The 19,627-nt window shown below is 44.7% G+C and carries 2 protein-coding genes; both read right to left on the minus strand.

Features of this window, described 5'->3' with window-relative positions:
* Positions 1-159 precede the first annotated feature (159 nt).
* On the minus strand, positions 160-16,368 hold the full coding sequence (locus tag GXP67_RS35430) for an Ig-like domain-containing protein (protein WP_394351995.1): 16,209 nt from the start codon (positions 16,366-16,368) through the stop codon (positions 160-162).
* Positions 16,359-19,610, minus strand: a complete 3,252-nt coding sequence (locus GXP67_RS35440; RefSeq protein WP_162447511.1) for an Ig-like domain-containing domain — start codon at positions 19,608-19,610, stop codon at positions 16,359-16,361. The genes GXP67_RS35430 and GXP67_RS35440 overlap by 10 nt, the downstream gene beginning before the upstream one ends.
* Between the last annotated feature and the right edge of the window lie 17 nt (positions 19,611-19,627).

Consider the following 19,627-nt stretch of genomic DNA (forward strand, 5'->3'; position numbering starts at 1 on the left):
ATTCCACTTACCCATCATATGAATTATTAACGTTGAATTTTACTGAATTACTGAATTACTGAATTACTGAATTACTGAATTACTGAATTACTGAATTACTGAATTACTGAATTATATTATTTATTTTTTTATTCAAACCTTGTGTAATTCAGTAATTTCTTATTGCAACACCATTTTTCTCGTAAAGGTCGCAGGGCCGCTTTCCGAATTTGTTTCCAGCTTATAGATATACATTCCGGGCGGCAATTTCTTTCCGGTGTTATCCGTTCCATCCCAGTTGATCTGATAAGCTCCGGATACATATGCTCCCTCTACCAGTGTAGCTACGTTTTGTCCGCTCACATTATACACCTCCAACTTCACCTGATAGGTAGGATCGACTTTCGATAAGATAAACGTAATAGTAGTATTATCCTTGAAAGGATTGGGATAGTTTTCCGATAAACTTGTCTGGAACGATTGCAGGTGCTCCCGGATATATTCTGGCGAACCATAATACATTCTGAAAGCCGTTAACGAATCCTGCCAGAATGAATACTGGTTTTGCCTGCTCAGATCTACAATCCTATTATGATTCACATCTAACAACATCAGTTTCTTGCCATTTTCATAGCCTTGCGAGAAATAGGAATGCCATTGCAGGTTTACTGCCTGTGGTTCCAGATTGGATTCTACGGTAAATTCCCATTGCTGATTTTCTTCTACCGGACGAATATCTCTGGTGAAATCGGGCGCAAAATACTCGGGATGTTTGAAATTCATTTCCAGGTATTTTACAAACCTTGGAACCGTAATATCATCATAGCGGTCTTTGCTCTGGCTGGCTTCCGGATGCATCCCTAAACCAGCAAGGCGATACGGCATTTCTTTACTTATGAGCGCAAAATTGATTTCCCATAAAGTATTGGGAGTAAATTTAAGTTCTTGTTCAGCACTGATCCGGCCATTGGCGGTATTATTTTTCAACACCGGAATCTGAATGGTCATATCATTTTCAACAAATACAAATGCCCCTCTTTGTTTCATTAACAGATCACTGTCGAGGAATTCTTCTTCAAAAGGCCGCAGATTACCCAAGCCTTCCGGATTATTATTGTAAGTCCGAACATCTGCCCAGGAAATATTAAAGTTATATGGATTGCCAATCTGGTTCCAGCCTTTTTTCAGCGACAAGGTATAAGGGTTTGCCTTCCGCACTTTCAGGGTAGTACCTTCGCCGGTATTCACATTAGCCTCATTTTTCACAATCAGCCAGTAGGCCTCCCCAGCTTCCAAAGTGGTGAAGCCATCTTTGTATTCCTGTAAAAGCTCATTTTTATAATTAAACAAGCGCCATTTTTTAATATTATACTCTCCCAGGTTATCTTCCAGCACATCATTTACCTGCTTGTTTTTTAACTCCAGCGGAACAGAGATGATCTGGTAATCACTGACCTGGTTACCAAACTTTAACCCAGTTACATCCAGGCCATTGCCTACATATTGAATATAGGTATACCCGGTATCACTGGCGATTTTAAAGCCGGAAGCCTGGGTGATATCAAAATAATACTCTAATCCTATTTCATCGAAACTGGCTTGCGGCATACTGGCTGTAAATGTTAAGGTGCTGGAACTCACCGTCTGCTTTTGCCATTGTTCGCGGGCAATTCCTCTGAAAACAAATTCTACTTTGAGACCCTGGGGTACTCTGTTGAGTTCAACAGACGCTTGTGTAGTGGCTTCTGAGGATAAGATCACTTCCGGGAAACTGGTATTAACAATACTTACTGGCACTGTCTGGTCTATGGTAAAATTCCATCCGGTAGCCGTCAAAATTCCTGCGAAAGGATTATTGGATAAGTCAGCGAAAGCACCTTTGGGAACCAGTATATATACTTCAGCACCTAAATCAAAATCCTCGTCTGGCAAGATGGTAACTTTAGCTCCATTAATACTTATTGCGCCACTACTTACATTCATGGTTTTTGATATACCCCCCTGTGTAATGGTAATAGCTCCTGCTCCTTTCTGCACATTCTCGCTAAACACCATTTCCAGAATAGTATTTGATGGAACCAGGACCGCATTATCTTCCGGGGAAAGAGATACCACAGCCGGTGGAACATCATCTACAAAACCGGCTACCGTAATAGTCCAGGCAGCCGGATCGGTGATTCCAGCAAACGGATTACCTGCCAGGTCAGTAAGTACACCTGAACCCATCTGAACGCTAATGGTGGCATCAAAACCAAAATTTGCCGGAGGGTTAATAATCACGGTTGTTCCGGAAATAATTACGGCATCGCTATTTACATCAATGGTCTGGGTAGTAATGCCATCGGAAATGGTAATAACACCGGTGCCTTTCTTAATCTCTTCATCAAAACTCATCACCAGATTGGTATTCACAGCAATTCCTGTAGCATTATCTTCCGGGAAGATCGCCGTGAGTTGTGGGGCAATAATATCCTGTATCGTAAAATTCCAGGTTGCCGCATCGGTGATACCAGCGAAAGCATTTCCTGCCAGATCTGTAATAGCTCCAGGTATGATCAGTACACTTACACTTGCGCCAGACGGGAAGTTAGTTTCGGGATTAATGGTCAATACTGCACTGCTTATACTTATTGCACTGCTATTGATATCAATGGTCTGGCTGCTGGTGCCCTGGGTGAGAATGATAGTTCCGTTTCCTTTCTGAACAGGCTCACTAAATGTAATTGTCAGTTCTGTATCTGGTGCAATATTAGTAGCATCATCTGCCGGATTTACACTTACAATGGTAGGTGCTGTTGTATCAGGCGCTAGTTCTATAGTGAAATTCCATACTTCATTTCCGCTAATCCCGGCAAAATTGTTATTGGAATTGTCTGTAAATACACCGGCTTCTATTTCCACAAATACATCTGCCTCATAGGTAAAATCTGTTGCCGGATTAATGGTAACCACATTTCCTGCCACCGTAACAGCTGCATCGCTTACAGAAATCTGCTGCACGGTACCATTCTGCGAAATACTGATCGTACCAGTTCCTTTTTTTACCGGTTCACTAAAAGTAATTACCAGATTTTCTGCTGACTTCACGTTTTGAGCATTATCTGCAGGGGAGAAAGTGGTAATAGCCGGGGGAACCTGGTCAGGCAGATCTGCAGTTTCAAAGTTCCATATACCAGCACTGGCAATACCTGCATAGGGATTTCCGGCTTTATCTGCAAACACACCCGACGGCATCTGAATATTCACACTGGCTTCATACTCAAAATCACTGGCCGGATTGATCGTCACTGTATTTCCGGAAATAGTAACCGAAGGGTCTGTAACTTGTATCGTTTGCAGCGTTCCTTCCTGGCGTATCTCAATAGTACCGGTTCCTTTATCTATGGGTTCACTAAAGGTAATGACCAGATCTGTATTCACTTCTACATCTATGCTATTATCTGCCGGACTGAAGGCTGTAACGGTGGGAGCTGTATTATCTACAGGCGGAACAATAGTAAACGCCCATTGTGCAGCAGTAATACCTCCAAAATTGTTACCGGCTACATCTGAAATTACCCCAGCTGGAATTTCTACAGACACCTGTGCTCCGAAAGGAAAATCAGAAGCCGGATTGATGGTCACTGTATTCCCGGAAACTGTAACTGAGGCATCTGTCACTGGAATTGCCTGGGCTGTGCCATTCACCGTCAAGGTAATATCTCCGGTTTTCTTTTTGATTGTTTCATTAAAAGTGAGAGAAAGATTTGTATTTACAGTCACATTAACAGCACCATTTACTGGCGACAAACTGCTTAATACCGGCGGTGTCGTATCAGCAGGGGCAATCGTTGTAAAGCGCCAGGTAGTTGTGTTGGTGATTCCGGCAAAGGTGTTACCGGCCAGGTCTTTTACTGTACCATCTTCCAATTGAACATTCAGAAGTGTGCCTGCCGGCAAATTAGCCGCAGGATTAATGGTGAGTGTATTTCCGGAAACGGTTACGGAAGCATTGGTCACGGCAATGGTTTGTAGAATAGTATTTCCCTGCCGGATAAGAATATTGCCGGTTCCCTTCTCTATTGCTTCATTGAAAGTAATACTCAGGTTTACATCAATAGCTATATTCGGGGCATTATTGACCGGAGAAAGCGTACTGATCTGCGGAGGCGTAGTATCGGCACCTGGGGCTACAGTAAAGCTCCACTGGGTGGCATCAAGTCCCTCATAAGCATTGCCTGCCAGGTCGGTAAGGGCTCCCTGCGGTATTTCTACACCTATTGTAGCGCCTGCCGGAAAATCAGCCGGCGGATTTATCGTCACTGTACTTCCTGCGATGGTAATATTGGCCCCTGGCACCACAATACTTTGTGAAGTATTGCCCTGGTTAATCACAATGGTTCCGGTTCCTGCTTTTACTGGTTCATTAAATGTAATCACCAGATTGGCATTAGGTGCTACATCCTGGGCATTGTCTGCCGGAGACAGCGTAATACCCTGTGGTGGCGTAGTATCTACCGGTTGTACCGTTGTAAAATTCCAGGTGGTCGTATTGTTGATGCCGGCAAAATTATTTCCGGCGGTATCCTTGAAAGCGCCTGCCTCAATTTGCACACTGATAGCAGTTCCTCCCGGAAGATTAGCTGGCGGATTGATCGCAACAGTAGCTCCATTCACACTCACCGCTGCACTGGTTACGGCTATAGTTTGAGTAGTGGCCCCTTGCGTAACCGTGATGTTTCCGGTGCCTTTCACTACCGGCTCACTGAAAGTAATACTTAAATTAACAGCTACTGCTACATTTGCAGCACCATCAGCCGGGTTATAGGTTATTACCGTTGGTGGCGTAGTATCTGCAGGATCTGCTGTTGTAAAATTCCAGGTTGTGGCGTTTGCTATGCCAGCATAATTATTTCCGGCATTATCTGTAAATATACCAGCTGGCATTTGTACAGATATAGCTGTACTTAGCGGAAAGTCTGCAACCGGGTTAATTGTTACTTTATTTGCTGCCACACTTACAGCATTGCTGTTTACATTAATAGTCTGGGTAGTAGTGCCCTGTGTAATGGTAATATTTCCGGTGCCTTTTTTCACGGTTTCATTGAATGTTAACACCAGATTGGCAGCAACCGGAACATTCTGCGCATTATCGGCCGGAGCATAGGCTCTAACAGCAGGAGCAGTATTGTCTACCGGGGCACCTGTTGTAAAGTTCCAGCCTGTTTCGTCATTGATACCGGCAAAATCATTTCCGGCGATATCGGTAAAGGTTCCTTCTGTGATCAAAATGTAGAGTGGCCGGTTAGCTGGAAAGTTAGCCGCTTTAATGGTGACGACATTGCCATTTACACTCACATCATTATTGTTCACATTGATAATCCGGTTTGAATTATTCTGCTGAATTATAATAAGTCCGCTTCCTTTTTTCACGGCCTCATTAAAAGTAATCACCAGGTCAGCATCTAAAGGCACATTCAGGGCATCATCTGCCGGCGATAACACACTTACCTCTGGCGCAATATTATCCGATGGAGTGGCTGTATTGACTGTAAAATTCCAGGTGGTTGCATTCGTAATCCCGGCAAAAATATTATTTGACACATCAGAAAATACGCCCGATGGAATCTGAACATTCACAGCGGCTCCTTCCGGCAGATCATTCGGCGGATCAATGGTAACAGTAGTGCCTTCTATAGTTACCGCTTCGCTGGTAACCGGAATCACCTGCGTAGTAGCACCCTGTGTAATGGTAATATTGCCTGTGCCTTTCTGAACATTCTCACTAAAAGTAATGACCAGATTAGAAGTAGGCGCTACATCTACCGCATCGTCTTGAGGCTGCAATTCAACTATGGAAGGAGGCATTACATCAACGGTTCCGGAAATTGTAAGATTCCATTCTGTAGGATCACTGATGCCAGAGTATGGATTTCCACTGATGTCTGTAAATATACCCTCCGGCATTTGAATGGTAACTGTGGACGCTGCCGGGAAATTTACAGTGGGATTAATAATAACGGTAGTTCCGGAAACGGTAACGGCATCGCTGTTTACATCTACTACCTGTGTCTGGGTAGTACCCTCTCTGGTGATGGTAATATTTCCGGTTCCTTTTTTGATGTTTTCACTAAATATCATGATCAGGTTGATATTCGGTGGTACATCGGTAGAATTATCCGGCGGATACAGCAAAGTCCGCACTGGTGGAATATTGTCCGGAACGGAGAAATTCCAGGTTTCTGCATTATCAATACCAGCATACGAGTTATTGGCCAGGTCGGTAAACACCCCGGATAGCATGAGTATATTTACATTGGTACCGGAAGGAAAATCTTCGGGAGGATTAATGGTGATCGTATTTCCCTGAACAGTAACAGCCTCACTGGCCACATTGAGCGTTTGTGTACTGTTGCCCAGATTGATAATCAGATTGCCTCTTCCTTTTTTTACAGGTTCATTAAATGTAATGATCAGGTTAGAACCTGCTGCTACATTTTGTGCCCCATCTGCCGGAGCAAAACTTACCACCAATGGAGGAATATTATCTGCCGGACTGGCAACCGTAAAGTTCCAGGTAGTGGCAGCAGTGATTCCGGCAAATGGATTATCGGCCAGATCGGTAAATACCCCTGCAGGCATTTGAATAGAAACTGCTGAACCAGCCGGAAAATCTTCTGGTGGGTTGATCGTAACGGTTGTGCCCTGAATGTTTACTGTTTCATCCGAGACATCTATGGTTTGAGTAGTACCTCCCTGGTTAATAGTAATGGTGCCGGTTCCCTTCTTTACCTCTTCATTGAATGTAATGACCAGGTCAGCATTTACCGTTACATCGGTGGCATTATCCGGCGGAGAGAGATTGGATATTATTGGAACGGTTTCATCAGCAGGAGCCGTAACGGAGAAAGTTCTGGTAATGGCTTCTGTATTATTTCCGGCCGCATCCTGGAAAGCACCTGCCGGGATTGTTACCGTAACCGTGGCACTATTTGGAAAATCAGCCGGATTGATGGTTACAATATTGCCGGTAATGTTGACAAACGCTTCATCTGTCACCGGAATGGTTTGAGAAGTAGCACCATGGGTGATAGTGATATTTCCACCTCCTGCCTTTACATTCTCATTAAAGGTTAGGGTTATATTTTCATTAACAGCTACATTCACAGCACCTTCCACCGGAAGTGTTTCTGTCAGAACAGGGGCGGTTTCATCCTGAGCTTGTTGAATGGTAAAACTCCAGTCTGTGGCAGCAATGCCTGCGAATTCATTTCCGGCGGCATCTGTGAATGCCCCTGCCGGAACGGTTACTGTAATAATGGTTCCATTGGGGAAATCTGCCGGGTTAATCGTTACTTCATTTCCATTGATGGTTACAGAGGCATCCGTTACTGCGATGGTTTGAGAAGTACTCCCCTGATCAATCGTGATATTTCCTGCTCCGGCTACCACTGGTTCGTTGAATGTAAGTGTTATATTCTGGCCTGTTCCAATATTTGCTGCGTTGTGGTCAGGCGTAAAGGAAGAAAGTACCGGTGCTATAATATCTGCCGGAGCAACTGTGGTAAAATTCCAGGTCGTGGTATTGATGATTCCTTCAAAGTTATTTCCTGCCAGATCCTTAAATGCACCGGTATCCATTTGTATACTGATGGCGGTTTCTGCCGGAAAATCATCTGGTGGATTTATAGTTACTGTAGTTCCATCTACGGTTACAGCGGCATCGGTCACCGCAATGGTTTGGGAGGTTTCTCCCTGGCTGATAATGATATTCCCTCCTCCTGTTTCGACCGCCTCATTGAAAGTAATGACCAGATTCGCATCTTCTGGAACATTAATGGCTTCATCCGCTGGAGCCAGGGTTGTAATAGCTGGCGCTGTAATATCTTCTTCTGCTGCGGTGGTAAAACTCCAATCGGTGGCAGCAATGCCTGCGAATTCATTTCCGGCGGCATCTGTGAAAGCCCCTGCCGGAATAGTAACTGTTATGGTAGCTCCATTAGGGAAATCCGCCAGATTGATGGTCACTACATTATCCGCAAGGGTTACAGCAGCATCTGTGACAGCAATGGTTTGGGAAGTCTCCCCCTGATTAATAATAATATTTCCCGTTCCTGCTTGTATAGGCTCATCAAAGGTGAGTTCTAAACTCTCATTCACAGCTACTTCCGTAGCATTATTGGCAGGCGTAAAGGCAGTGAGTGTGGGAGCAGTTTCATCTATGGTTGTAGCGGTGGTAAAATTCCATGTCGTGTTATCAGCAATGCCTGCAAATTCATTACCGGCAACATCTGTAATGGCACCTTCCTCTATTTGCACACTAACAGGGGTTCCTTCTGGTAAATCTGCTGGTGGATTAATCGTGACCTGATTGTTTTCTACACTCACGGCGGCATCTGTGACAGCAATGGTTTGAGTAGCCTCACCCTGCGTAATTGTAATATTTCCAGCCCCTTTCTCTACAGGTTCATTGAAAGTAAGAACTAAGTTGCCTGCAATGTCAATATCATTTGCGTCGTCTTCTGGCACATATGTAGTAACAGTTGGTGCTTGGGTGTCTGCTGTTTCACTGGTAGTAAAACTCCAGCTGTCAGCGGTAATGCCGGCAAATTCATTACCAGCAGCATCTTTAATCACAGCGGCTGGGATTGTTACAGAAATAGTAGCTCCATTCGGAAAATCTTGTGGTGGGTTAATCGTTACCTGATTTCCATTGATGATCACTGCCGCATCCGTAATAGCTATAATTTGTGAAGTAGCTCCCTGGTTAATGGTAATATTGCCCTCTCCTGCTACTACTTCCTCACTAAAAGTAAGTACCAGATTGGCATTCACTGCTATATTGTTTGCATTATCTGCTGGAACAAAAGCATCCAAAACAGGTGCTGTAATATCTGGCGTAGCAGCGGTAGTGAAATTCCAGGTCGTGTTATTGGCAATGCCTCCATAATTATTTCCGGCCGCATCTTTAAAAGCACCGGCCTCAATTTGCACATAAATATCCGTTCCTGCCGGAAAATCATCTGGTGGATTTATCGTCGCTTCTGTTCCGTTTACGGTTACTGCGGCATCAGTAACGGCAATCGCCTGTGTAGTGGCTCCTTGTGTGATCACAATATTACCTTCGCCTTTAACCACTGTTTCGCTAAAAGTAAGTACTAAATTACTTGCTACAGCAACTTGTGTTGCTCCATCTGCGGGTACATAGGTAATAACTGTAGGCGCCTCTGTGTCAACAGATGCTTCGGTGGTAAAACTCCAGTCAGTAGCAGCAATGCCTGCGAACGCATTTCCGGCTGCATCTGTGAAAGCCCCTGCCGGAACGGTAACTGTAATAATGGTTCCATTGGGAAAATCTGCCGGGTTAATCGTTACTTCATTTCCATTGATGGTTACAGAGGCATCCGTTACTGCGATGGTTTGAGAAGTGGCTCCCTGATTAATAATAATATTCCCCGTTCCGGCTATTACTGGTTCATCAAAAGTTACGATCAGATTTGCATCAATTGCTATGTTATTTGCATCGTTAGCCGGTACTAAAGTGGCCAGTATTGGAGGGGTATTGTCTGGGGTGGCAGCGGTAGTAAAATTCCAGGTCGTATTATCAACTATACCCGTATAATCATTTCCAGTCGCATCTTTAATTGCACCAGCCTGTATCTGTACATTTACCAGTGTTTGTTCGGCAAAATCAGTTGTTGGATTAATGGTAACTGTATTGCCATTTACACTCACAGCTGCATCAGTTACGGCTATAGTTTGCGAATCAGCGCCCTGGGTAATGGTGATATTGCCCGTCCCTTTTACTACGGGTTCATCAAAGGTGAGTACCAGATTAGTATTTAATGGAACATCTACTTCACCATCAGCCGGTGCATATTCACTTACGATAGGTGCCGTTTCATCCTGTGCTTCTTCGGTTGTGAAAGTCCATGTAGTAGAATTGATAATACCAGCATATGGATTTCCGGCCAGATCCGTAAAGGTACCTGCTTCTATCTGGATGGCAATGTCCTCTCCTTCTAAAAGGTCAGCCGCCGGATTGATCGTAACTGTGTTTCCGGCAATTGTCACTTGTCCATTTGGCACCACAATTTCTTGACTGGCAGTACCCTGGGTGATTGTAATTTTTCCTGTACCTGCTGCTATTTGCTCACTAAAAGTGAGTATGAGATTCTCACCTGCTGGTACACTAGTTGAACCATTTGTTGGAGAAAAAGCCGTAACAACCGGCGCAGTATTATCTTCTTCCGCTTCAGTGGTAAAACTCCAGTCAGTGGCAGCAATGCCTGCGAATTCATTACCGGCGGCATCTGTGAAAGCCCCTGCCGGAACGGTAACTGTAATAATGGTTCCATTGGGAAAATCCGCCGGATTAATGCTCACTACATTGTCAGCGATGGTTACAGCGGCATCTGTGACTGCGATGGTTTGGGAAGTCTCGCCCTGGGTAATGGTAATATTTCCCGTTCCTGCTTGTATAGGCTCGTCAAAGGTGAGTTCTAAACTCTCATTCACAGCTACTTCCGTGGCATTATTGGCAGGTGTAAAGGCAGTGAGTGTGGAAGCAGTAATATCTTCGGTAGTGAAATTCCAGACTGTAGGAGTAAGAATACCGGCAAAAGAGTTTCCGGCTACATCTCTAAATACATTGGCTGCTATTTCAACACTAATCGCTGTCTGGGAAGGGAAATCAGCCGGAGGATTGATGGTGACCTGATTGCCATTCACTACTACAGCCGCTGTTATCACATCTATAATCTGAGAGGTAGTGCCTTGATTAATAGTAATATTGCCGGTTCCTTTTACAACTTCTTCACTGAAGGTGAGTACTAAATTTTCAGCAATGGCAACATTGGCTGCCTCATCTGCCGGTGCATAGGTCGTAATGGTAGGAACTTCTGTATCGACCGGTGCTTGGGTGGTAAAGCCCCACTCCGTAGCAGTAATCCCGGCAAATGCATTGTCTGATTCATCTGTAAAAGCCCCTGCCGGAATGGTAACAGTAATAGTGGCGCTATTGGGGAAATCTGCTGGATTGATGGTCACAGTATTGCCTGAAATACTAACGACTGCGTCCGTAACCGGAATCGTTTGGGATGCTTCACTATGGGTAATGGTTATAGAACCAGTTCCCACTTTAACCGCTTCATTAAAAGTAAGTACCAACTCAGTATCAATAGGAATATTTGTAGAGTTATCTGCCGGAGATAACGTTACTATAGAAGGAGGAGTATCATCAATAGGATCAGCTGTTCTGAAATTCCAGGCAGTTGCTTCGTTAATGAATGCAGATGGGTTCCCACTTAGGTCTATAAATGCGCCTTGAGGCAATAGCACATATACATTTGTTCCAGCCGGCATATCATCCGGAATATCAATTGTAACCTTTGTCTCATCTACAGTTACATTCGCACTGCTAATAGCTATTTGCTGTGTAGTTGTACCCTGATTTATAGTGATTTCTCCTGCTCCTTTCTGGATATTTTCATCAAAAACAATTTCCAGATTAGCATTTACCGGAACCTGAAGTAGATCATCGGCAGGAGTAAGAGTAAGGATTTCAGGGGCTGTTTTATCTTCGGTGGTAAAATTCCAGCTCGTGGTGTTTGTAATGCCGGCAAACTCGTTTCCGGCTGCATCCTCAAAGGTACCCGCTTCTATTTGCACACTCACCTGTGTTTGAGAAGGAAAATCTATAGGGGGGTCTATCGTCACCGTTGAGCCATTCACCGCTACCACCCCATCACTGACTGCTATGAGCTGTGAGGTGGTGCCTTGGGTAATAGTGATAGTTCCGCTTCCCTTCTGTACCGGTTCTGAGAAAGTAAGCTGCAGATTGTCTGCTATGCCCACTTTGCTTGCCTCATCTGCCGGCGTGGTAGCAGTTAGCGTGGGATCTGTGGTGTCTATCAAAGCGATCACCGTAAAGTTCCACTCATTGGCCGCAGAGATACCCTCATATGCATTGTCTGAAATATCTATGAAAGCCCCTGCCGGGATCTCTACCCATACAGTGGCAAGGAAAGGAAAATCAGTGGGTGGATCAATGGTGATAATGTTATCATTGACTGTCACTGCTGTGCTGCCCACTGCGATCTGCTGGCTAGTCAGGCCCTGATGCAAGGTAATAGTGCCTGTCCCTTTCTGCATGTTTTCTGAAAAAGTGAGCACTAAATTGGCATTGGCTTCCACCCCGATAAAGTTATCTGCCGGAGAAAAAGTAGTAACCACAGGAGCAGTTTTGTCCTCACTAGTAAAGTTCCAGCTATCAGGGGAAGTAATACCCGCATAATCATTTCCGGCCACATCAGTAAAAGCCCCGCCAGCAATCTGAACACTGACAGCACTCTGGGAAGGAAAATCTGTGGGGGGATCAATGGTGACCACATTGCCATTCACGGTTACAGCATTATCTGACACAGGAATAGTTTGGGTGGTGGTGCCCTGAGAGAGCAGAATGGTTCCTGCTCCTTTCACTACGGTTTCACTAAAAGTGAGCACTAGGTCAGAGGATAACACCACGCCTGTGGCATTATCCAAAGGAGCATAGGATGTAACCGTGGGTGGCTGATTGTCTGCCGGTGCTTGCGTAGTAAAACGCCACTCACTTGCAGCAATGCCTGCAAACTCATTTCCGGCTTCATCGGTAAAAGCGCCTTCAGCAACAGTGATGGAAACACTGGCACTATTGGGAAAATCTGAAGGGTCAATGGTTACTACATTATCTGCAATGCTAACGGCAGCATCGGTCACGGCAATGGTTTGAGAGGTAGTTCCCTGATTGATGACTATATTTCCCGTTCCTGCTTGTACATTCTCAGTGAAAGTAAGCACTAAGTCAGCATCGATGGCGACACCTGTGCTATTGTCAGCCGGGGTGAATGAAGTTAAGGCAGGGGCTGTGTTATCTTCGGTGGTGAAATTCCAGGTGGTGTTACTTGTGATGCCCGCAAAGGCATTGCCATCCACATCCGTGAAAGCACCTGCCTGGATGGTTACATACACAGGGGTAGCTGAAGCAAAATCCAAAGCAGGATCAATCGTCACCTGATTGCCATTCACCACTACCTCCGTTTCGGTCACCGCAATGGTTTGAGAAGTAGTTCCTTGATAGATCACCATATTGCCTGTTCCTTTCACTACTTCTTCATCGAAAGTAAGCACTAAGTCACTCGTTAAAGCCACAGCAGTAGCCTCATCCGCAGGTGTATAGGTAGTAACGACAGGGGCAGTTTCGTCAGCGGCTTCTTCCGTAATAAAACTCCATTCGCTGGAAGCAATGCCTGCAAACTCATTACCGGCTTCATCTGTAAAAGCTCCTGCCGGAATGGTGATGGAAACACTGGCACTATTGGGAAAATCTGAAGGGTTAATCGTTGCAGTTTTTCCACTGACACTTACAAAAGCAGGATTTTTAACAGGAATAACTTGTGTATTTGTGCCTTTATTTATGGTGATATTGCCCTCTCCTACTTTAACAGTTTCGCTAAATTCAAGCACCAGATTCGCATCCACCGCTATTGTTGACGCATTATCGGCCGGACTCCTGGAGGTAACAACCGGTGCTGTAATGTCCTTTACTATAAAATTCCAGGCTGTTTCAGACGTAATTCCTGCATATTCATTGCCGGAAACATCTTTAAAAGCCCCAGCAGAAATTTGTATAGATACCTGTGCACCGGAAGGCAAGTCAGCGGGAGGATTGATGGTGACCTGATTGCCATTTAGCGATATAGCTGCATCCGTCACAGGAATGGTTTGTGAAGTGGCTCCCTGATTAATAACTATATTTCCTGTTCCTTTGACTATTTCCTCACTAAAAGTAATGGTCAGATTTGCATCAATAACTACATCTGTCGCCCCATCAACCGGGTTGAAGGCAGTTACAACAGGTACATCCTCATCAGCAACAGTAAAACTCCATGCATTGGTAATACCATTAAAGTTATTCCCGCTTACATCTTTAAATGCGCCAACAGGTATATCTACTATTACCTCTTTGCCTCCCAGCAGTTCTGCCGGCGGATTGATTGTAGCAACAGCTCCCGAAATAGTGACTGCTGCATTATTTACCGGGATGATCTGAATATTATCTTCTTCATTAATAGTGATATTTCCGGTTCCCTTTTGTACAGGTTCAGAAAAAGTAAGGATCAGGTGAGTATTTCTGGCAATATTACTTGCGCCATCCGCAGGACTCAATTCGCTGACGACAGGCTCTGTAGTGTCTTCTGTGGAGAAATTCCAGGTGGTTTCATCTGCAATGCCTGCAAACGCATTCCCGGCCATATCTGTAAAAGTGCCAGGTTGTATAAGAATTTGTATAGCTGTTCCCTCCGGAAGATCAGTGGCAGGATTGATTGTCGCCTGCGCACCACTTACGGTTACGCTGGCACTGCTCACTTCAATCAGCTGTGTACTGCTGCCATATTTTATAGAAATACTGCCGGAGCCTTTTTGTACAGCTTCATCAAATGTAAGTACCAGAACCTCTCCTACCGGTATATTATTAGCATTATCAGCCGGAGCATAGGTTGTAACGATTGGCGCTTCCGTATCTGCTAAGGCTTCTGTAGTAAAGCTCCACTCCGTAGAAGCAATCCCTGCAAATTCATTTCCGGCTTCATCTGTGAAAGCGCCTACCGGAATAGTGACAGTGATAGTAGCGCTATTGGGGAAATCTAAAGGATTGATTGTCACCATATTGCCAGTAATACTAACAGCAGGATCAGTAATCGGGATAGTTTGAGAAGTAGCTCCCTGTTTGATAATGATACTTCCTGTTCCTGCTTGTATATTCTCACTAAAGCCGATCACCAAACTGGCATCAACCGCCACCTCGGTTGCATTATTGGCCGGGGTGAATGAAGTTAAGGCAGGAGTTGTGTTATCCTCGGTGGTAAAATTCCAGGTGGTCGTATTAGGAATACCACTATAATTATTTCCGGCCAGATCTTTAAAAGCGCCTGCCCCAATCTGTACACTCACCTGTGCCTGAGAAGGGAAATCATCTGGCGGGTTTATCGTGACTTCTGTTCCATTCACCACTACCGCCGCATTGGTCACAGCAATGGTTTGTGAAGCAGCTCCCTGCGTAATAGTAATATTGCCGGTTCCTTTAATTACTTCTTCGCTGAAAGTAAGAATCAGATCACTTGCTAAAGTAACATTAGTGGCATTATCGGCAGGGGTATAGGCAGTAACAGTTGGCGCTTCCGTATCTGCCGGTGCTTCGGTGGTAAAACTCCATTCTGTAGAAGTAATACCTGCAAATGCATTTCCGGCTGCATCGGCAAAAACGCCTGCAGGAACAGTGACATTAATGGTAGCACTGTTGGGAAAATCTGAAGGATTGATGGTAGCTGTATTACCAGTAATGCTGACAGCGGGACCGGAAACCAGAATTGTTTGAGAAGTGGCACCTTGATTGATAGTAAGGCTACCAACACCGGCTACTATATTTTCACTGAAAGTCAATACTAAGTTATCATCAATTTCGGCATTGGTGCTATTGTTTGCCGGAGTAAAGGTAGTTAATGTGGGAACAGTCGTATCCTCGGTAGTGAAATTCCAGGTAGTGGTTGTAAGAATACCGGCAAAGGAGTTTCCGGCTACATCCCTGAATACATCGGCTGCTATTTCAACACTAATGGCCGTCTGAGAAGGAAAGTCAGCCGGGGGATTGATGGTCACCTGATTGCCATTCACTACTACAGCCGCTGTTATCACATCTATAATTTGAGAGGTAGTCCCTTGGCTAATAGTAATGTTGCCGGTTCCCTTCACTACTTCTTCACTGAAGGTGAGTACTAAATTTTCAGCAACGGCAATATTGGCTGACTCATCTGCCGGAGCATAGGTCGTAATGGTAGGAACTTCTGTATCGGCCGGTGCTTCGGTAGAGAAACTCCACTCCGTTGCAGCAATCCCGGCAAAGGCATTGCCTGATTCATCTGTGAATGCCCCTGCAGGAACAGTCACTGTAATGGTCGCACTATTGGGAAAATCTGCTGGATTGATGGTCACCTGATTGCCATTTACTATTACATCACCCGAAGGAACAGTAATGGTTTGGGTAGTGGGCCCCTGAGTAATAATGATGTTCCCTGCTCCTATTTCTACATCCTCACTAAAGGTAAGTATCAGATTATCTGCTACATTGATATCAGATGCTTCATCGGTAGGTGAAAGCGTAGAAATAGTTGGCGCAGTTACATCTAATGGGGCAGCTGTCGTAAAATTCCAGTCTGTATTATTGTTGAGAGCAGCCGCGTTATTACCAGATATATCTTTGAAAGCCCCTGCTGGCCACTGAATATTTACCAGGGTATTTGCCGGGAAATCAGCCGGAGGATTAATACTTATTGTGGCTCCTATAATACTTACTGCTGCATCTGTTACCGGAATCGTTTGAGAAGCAGCCCCTGGTTAATGGTGATGTTGCCTGTACCTTTTACTACAGGTTCATTGTAAACAATTTGCAAATCTGCATCAGCAGCAATATTTGTAGCATTATCCGCTGGTGTGAGACTAACTAGTGCAGGAGCTTCTGTATCGGCAACTGAGAAATTCCAGGTGCTTGTATTTTGGATTCCCTCATAAAGATTACCAGCGATATCTTTAAAAACGCCTGCTTCTATTTGTACAGAAACCGATGCTCCGGAAGGGATATCAGTTGTGACATCAATCGTGGCTACATTTCCTGCAATACTAACGTTACCACTTACCACTGGTATCACCTGAGAAGAGGCTCCCTGAAAAATAGTAATATTACCTGTGCCTTTTTCTATTGCTTCATTAAAAGTTAGCACCAGGTTAGTACCGGCAGCTATATTCACTGATTCATCGGCAGGTGCATAGGTAGTAACAGCAGGTGGGGTAACATCAGCTGGTGGAACAGTTGTAAAGTTCCAGGTGGTCGTATTGGTTATGCCGGCAAAATTATTTCCGGCGGTATCCTTAAAAGCGCTTACTCCAATTTGGACACTGATAGCAGCCCCTTCCGGGAAATCAGCGGGCGGATTAATGGTAACAGTAGCACCGTTTATATTCACGGCTGCATCCGTTACAGGAATTACTTGTGAAGTAGCCCCCTGGGTAATAGTAATATTACCAGTACCTTTTTCTATCAGTTCATTAAAGGTGACAGTTAAAACGGCATCTACTTCTACATTTTCTGCGCCATCAGCCGGTGCATAGGTTGTAACTGATGGTGCCTCAATATCGGCAGGTTTTATTGTTGTAAAACTCCAGTTTGCAGCAGAGATGCCTGCAAACTCATTTCCGGCTGCATCAGTAAAAATACCTGCAGGAATACTCACTGTGATTACAGCATCATTTAAAAAATCGGCTGGATTGATCGTAACAGTACTTCCGCTTATATTCACTAAAGCATCAGTTACTGCAATGGTCTGGCTGGTGATACCCTGTTGAGTAATGACAATATTGCCAGAACCTGCTTTAATAGGCTCACTAAAGCCGATCACTAAACTGGCATCAACCGCCACCTCGGTTGCATTGTTGGCTGGGGTGAATGAAGTTAAGGCTGGCGCTGTGTTATCTTCCGTGGTAAAATTCCAGGTGGTCGTATTAGGAATACCACTATAATTATTTCCGGCCAGATCTTTAAAAGCACCTGCCCCAATCTGTACACTCACCTGTGCCTGAGAAGGGAAATCATCTGGTGGGTTTATAGTGACTTCTGTTCCATTCACCACTACCGAGGCATCGGTCACAGCAATGGTTTGTGAAGTAGCTCCCTGCGTAAAAGTAATATTGCCGGTTCCTTTAATTACTTCTTCATTAAAAGTAATGGTCAGATTTGCCTCTGTGGCTACATTTTCAGAATCATCAGCAGGCGAAAATATACTCACTACCGGGCCTTCTGTATCTGCCAAAGCTTCTGTGGTAAACCGCCATTGGGTAGTTATAACACCTTCGAAGCTATTGCCTGACAGATCTGTGAAGACACCTGACGGAAAACTTATAGTAATTATAGCGTTATTTGGAAAATCAGCCGGGTTAATTGTCACTGTATTTCCATTTACACTTACCAAAGTGCCTGTTACTGTAATTGTTTGGGAAGTTATGCCTTGAGTAATGACAATATTGCCAGTACCTACTTTAACGGCTTCATCAAAAGAGAGTACCAGATCCGAATCAATAGCAATTTCTGTAGCATTTGTGGCCGGAGTTAATGAAGTTAAGGTTGGAGCTGTTTTATCTTCAGTAGTAAAGCTCCAGGTGGTATTGTCTGCTATTCCGGCAAAGGCATTTCCAGCTACATCCCTAAAAGCACCTGGTGCGATTTGTACACTGATAAGGGTCTGGGAAGGAAACGCTGCCGGTGGATTGATCGTCACCACATTTTCAACAATGCTCACAGCGGCATCGTTAACCGGAATAGTTTGTGTAGTTGTACCTTGTGTAATAGTAATATTTCCAGTGCCTCTTACTACTTCTTCATTAAACGTAAGAGATAGATTGCTTGCTAAGGCAACGTTAGTAATATTTTTAGTTGGAGAATATGTAATAACAGTTGGTGATTCTGTATCAGCAGGAGCCTCTGTATCAAAGCTCCATTGGGCGGCAGTAATCCCGGCAAAGGCATTTCCGGATTCATCGGTAAAAATATCTGATGGAATAGAAATGGTAATCGTAGCTCCATTGGGAAAATCCGCCGGATTAATGCTCACTACATTATCCGCAATGGTTACAGCGGCATCTGTGACTGCGATGGTTTGGGAAGTCTCGCCCTGATTAATAATAATATTTCCCGTTCCTGCTTGTACATTCTCATCAAAAGTGAGTTCTAAACTCTCATTCACAGCTACTTCCGTGGCATTATTGGCAGGCGTATAGGCAGTGAGTGTGGGAGCAGTAATATCTTCAGTAGTAAAATTCCAGGTCGTAGGGGTAAGAATACCGGCAAAGGAGTTTCCGGCTACATCTTTGAACACATCGGCTGCTATTTCAACGCTAATGGCCGTCTGGGAAGGAAAGTCAACCGGGGGATTGATGGTCACCTGATTGCCATTCACTACTACAGCCGCTGTTATCACATCTATAATCTGAGAGGTAGTCCCCTGGTTAATAGTAATATTGCCGGTTCCTTTTACTACTTGTTCACTGAAGGTGAGTACTAAATTTTCAGCAACGGCAATATTGGCTGCCTCATCTGCCGGAGCATAGGTCGTAATGGTAGGAACTTCTGTATCGGCCGGTGCCTCGGTAGTAAAGCTCCACTCCGTAGCAACAATCCCTGCAAACTCATTTCCGGCCGCATCCTGGAAAGCCCCTGCAGGAACAGTCACCGTAAGGGTAGCGCTATTGGGGAAATCTACTGATGGATTGATGGTCACAGTATTGCCTGCTACATTGACTGCACCACTTGTTACTCCAATGGTCTGGGAAGTAGCTCCCTGGTTGATTACAATATTGCCTGTCCCCACTTGTACCTCTTCTGAGAAAGTAAGTACTAAGTTAGCATCTACAGCGACATTGGTAGCGTTGTTGGCTGGAGTAAACGCTGTTAGTGTAGGGGCTGATTTATCCTCGGTGGTGAAATTCCAGCTCGTGGTGTTTGTAATGCCGGCAAACTCGTTTCCGGCTGCATCCTCAAAGGCCCCTGCCCCAATCTGTACACTCACCTGTGTTTGAGAAGGAA

It is taken from the genome of Rhodocytophaga rosea (genome assembly GCF_010119975.1).
Taxonomy (GTDB): domain Bacteria; phylum Bacteroidota; class Bacteroidia; order Cytophagales; family 172606-1; genus Rhodocytophaga; species Rhodocytophaga rosea.